Here is a 2998-nt window from a genome sequence, read left to right as displayed (position 1 = left end):
AACGCGCACGAAATAACTTGAGCAAGTTCATGCTTCGACAGGCTCAGCACGAACGGTGGTGGCGTTTAAGTTGTTCAAGTTATTTCATGCACGTTCCTTAGCTTTTTAAAGTGTATCACTTAACTTAATGGCAGAGCCACGATTGTGCTTGCGTAACCGCAACCGCCCCATCAACATTGATCAGCAACGAATGTCCCCGTAAGTCTTCTTCGCCAGTTAAACGGTGTTGTTATTCAAATTCCCGGCAACTTGGTGCAAACGCCGCAACCTTTTCGACCTGTGCGATTAATTTTTTCTTGAAGTAGCCCAATAAAGTTATGCAGATTGAGCGTAAGAAATCTATGTTTTTGCATCAATCCAAAAGACTGTTAATTTAAGCTATTGATTTTAAAATATATATTTTAAATAACCAGTTTTGTCAGGTTTTTATATGCCGAAAGTCATGTTTTAACACTATGACTTTCGGCACATGTGTTCATTGTAAAATAGTTTTATAGTAGAAATGAAAAGTAATCCTTTGTTGTATTACTTTTTGATTTCTGCAATATGCAGAAAAAAAAATCTTACAAAATAACCATGTCTGCCAAATAGGAAACTTCCATGAATTTTAAACACTTAATAATTGCTTTATTGATAACTTTTAGCCCCGTAGCGGCCAACGCTGCTTGCGCCTTATCCAACTTGGCCGGTACCTGGTCAGTATACAGCGGCTCCACCAACACCCAATTCGGCGGCTATGGCTATGGCAAGCTCACCTTTAACACTACTGGTGCTTTAACTGTCAGTTCAGCCGTTTCTTTTCTAGAACTCAAGGGCGGTACTAAAATCACTTTCAAAAGTGGCAGCATCAAGATGCTCTCTAACTGTATACCATTCGGCACTCTCACCACCACTAATAACATCACGTTCAATTTTACCAACGCTCGGCTTAACAACAGCAAAAACACCATCTTAGGTGTTTATGACCGCACTGACGGTGATTACGGCATGATTAATCTGATTCGTTAACCCGTGTCCCGTAAGGCAGATTCGCTATAGCGCTAAAGCCGCATAAGTTGGGTTGCATGCTTTTCGCGACCCAACACAATCGCACTACTTCCAAAACATTAAACATATTCTGTTTAAAATTTATGTTCACTTTCAATATTATTGCTGCATTTCTAGTCGGTGGGGCTATGATAGCCCTACTGAGCCTTTTAGCTGAAAGAGTACCTTCCGCACTAGGAGGTATTATTATTTCTTTCCCTTCCACCGTGGCAGTGAGTTTCGTATTCCTGTCTATTACGCTTGGTACGGACAAGCTTATACAATTTATTGCCCGCATATATTATTCCATGCTAGGCTCAATTTTTTTCGCATTCGTTTTTGCTTTCACCAGCCTTCTATTATCTTCCGCATTTTCAAATAAAAAACTATTGATTATCGCCACGCTTTTAGTTTCCAGCAGTGTCTGGATTATATTTCCGCTGTATTCCGCCAATCTAACCCAGACAATATGGAATTCCGCAGTATGTCTGGCTTTAGGCATTATCCTTTTCCAAACAGGTTTTATAGTTTATGCAAACCGATTTCCTGAACGGCCAGCCATTAAAAAAACAAGCCTTTTTGACTTACCGTTGCGCGGCCTTTTTTCCGGCTCAATTGTGGCTTTATCTATTATATTGGCACATAACTTAGGCCCATTCTGGGGTATTGTTGTTGGTGCAACCTACCCTGCCGCCTTAGCCTCCCAATTATCGATTTTTCTGTATAGATATCCGGTGGAGTGCTTGCCGGGCTTTATCAGAACAGTACCTGTCGGCGCAGTCAGTGTAGCCACTTATGTAACGGTAAGCGCGGTTACTTATCCGGCTTTAGGAATACTCATGGGTACAATCCTAGCCTTTACGGCAAGCATTATTATGTCGTTTCTTATATCAAAATTTGTTAGCCATTTTATATTTGTCAAAAGCAATAATTGCCGGGTTCGTACATGCAAGCCAAAAAACCACTACGTATTGTCACGTTTAACTATATTCCCATGTTTTATGAGTTCCTTGCCGATTATATTTTTCAGACACATAACCAACATGTATTAGCTATTACCACGCCGGGTTCCAAACTGCGTGCCACCCCCTCCTATATTGAAGTTGTGAAGGCGGCCAACCACAATGTCAATATGTTAATCACCAAGCAGCTAGAAACAGTAACACCTATTATTAGCGCAATTAAACCAGACCTCATTTTATGCCTTTCATTTCCGCATCGCATAAAAGCCGAGATTTTTACTATGCCCACCTATGGTGCTATCAACATCCATCCTACTGTATTACCCGCCTATCGGGGTTGTAATGTGATGCGTCAATTTTATGATAATGCCCCACAATTTGGTGCAACAGCGCATTGGATTAACTCGGACTACGACACAGGTAATATTCTGAGTAGCCAATCTGCATCTATGCCTGACATTATCAATAAAGGAAGTATTTTTCCTGTGTGGATAAACCTGATTCGCCAAGCGATTGCTGAAGGGGTAGAAAAAGCGGTTTCAGGCGATCTGGGCATTGTTCAGGACGATTCTAAAGCATCGTATGCCGCCCCGTTTACAGAAGAAGAAATATGTTTGGATTGGCAGGCAACAAAACGTGAAATTGAGCGCAAATTTACCGCATTGAGTAGCTTTCTTGACCCCGCTTACCCAACTGTTGGAGCAAAGGCAAAACTAAATGGTCAGCTGGTTAAAGTGCGAAAACTGGCTGTATTAGATTGGCCAGCAGCAGGGCATACGCCCGGCGAAGTCTTAGAAAACGGCGTTGGTTATTCAGTGATTGCTGTGGCTGACGGTGCGGTGCAAATTCAAATAGCCGAGTAGATAGGGGATCCGCTGTCCGACGTTAAGTTGGTAGCCGGTTTTTATAGGCCAAAAATTTTTTTAAAACCATGACTTTCGGCACATGTGCCCATTGTTAAACAGTGCTACAGTAGGCGACAGGCAATGCTAAGCGCATGAAAATAGACA

At 41.8% G+C, this 2998-nt stretch carries 3 protein-coding genes; 2 read left to right on the top strand and 1 reads right to left on the bottom strand.

Annotation, left to right across the window (positions count from 1 at the left end; translation table 11 throughout):
• The first annotated feature begins 600 nt into the window (after positions 1-600).
• Complete coding sequence (locus CRENPOLYSF2_RS04135; protein WP_087142698.1) at positions 601-1008, top strand: hypothetical protein; 408 nt, start codon at positions 601-603, stop codon at positions 1006-1008.
• 319 nt (positions 1009-1327) lie between these two features.
• Here CRENPOLYSF2_RS04135 and CRENPOLYSF2_RS18750 read toward each other — a convergent pair whose 3' ends face one another.
• Positions 1328-1528, bottom strand: coding sequence for a hypothetical protein (locus CRENPOLYSF2_RS18750; protein ID WP_087142696.1), 201 nt, complete (start codon positions 1526-1528; stop codon positions 1328-1330).
• A gap of 444 nt (positions 1529-1972) precedes the next feature.
• On the opposite strand from CRENPOLYSF2_RS18750, the gene CRENPOLYSF2_RS04120 reads away from it, so the two are divergent.
• A complete protein-coding gene (locus tag CRENPOLYSF2_RS04120) occupies positions 1973-2851 on the top strand; it encodes a methionyl-tRNA formyltransferase (RefSeq protein ID WP_087142695.1) in 879 nt (292 codons plus the stop codon).
• The last annotated feature ends 147 nt before the right edge of the window (positions 2852-2998 follow it).

Origin of the sequence: Crenothrix polyspora, from assembly GCF_900163755.1 — a bacterium.
In the GTDB taxonomy this organism is placed as follows: Bacteria; Pseudomonadota; Gammaproteobacteria; order Methylococcales; family Methylomonadaceae; genus Crenothrix; species Crenothrix polyspora.
Note: the sequence above shows the minus strand (reverse complement) of the source record. Positions and strands in the feature narration are given on the sequence as shown.

Excerpts from the sequence above, each read along its gene's own strand:
- CRENPOLYSF2_RS04135 (WP_087142698.1), top strand. The coding sequence starts at position 601 with ATGAATTTTAAACACTTAATAATTGCTTTATTGATAACTTTTAGCCCC.
- CRENPOLYSF2_RS18750 (WP_087142696.1), bottom strand. The coding sequence starts at position 1,528 with ATGCCTAAAGCCAGACATACTGCGGAATTCCATATTGTCTGGGTTAGA.
- CRENPOLYSF2_RS04120 (WP_087142695.1), top strand. The coding sequence starts at position 1,973 with ATGCAAGCCAAAAAACCACTACGTATTGTCACGTTTAACTATATTCCC.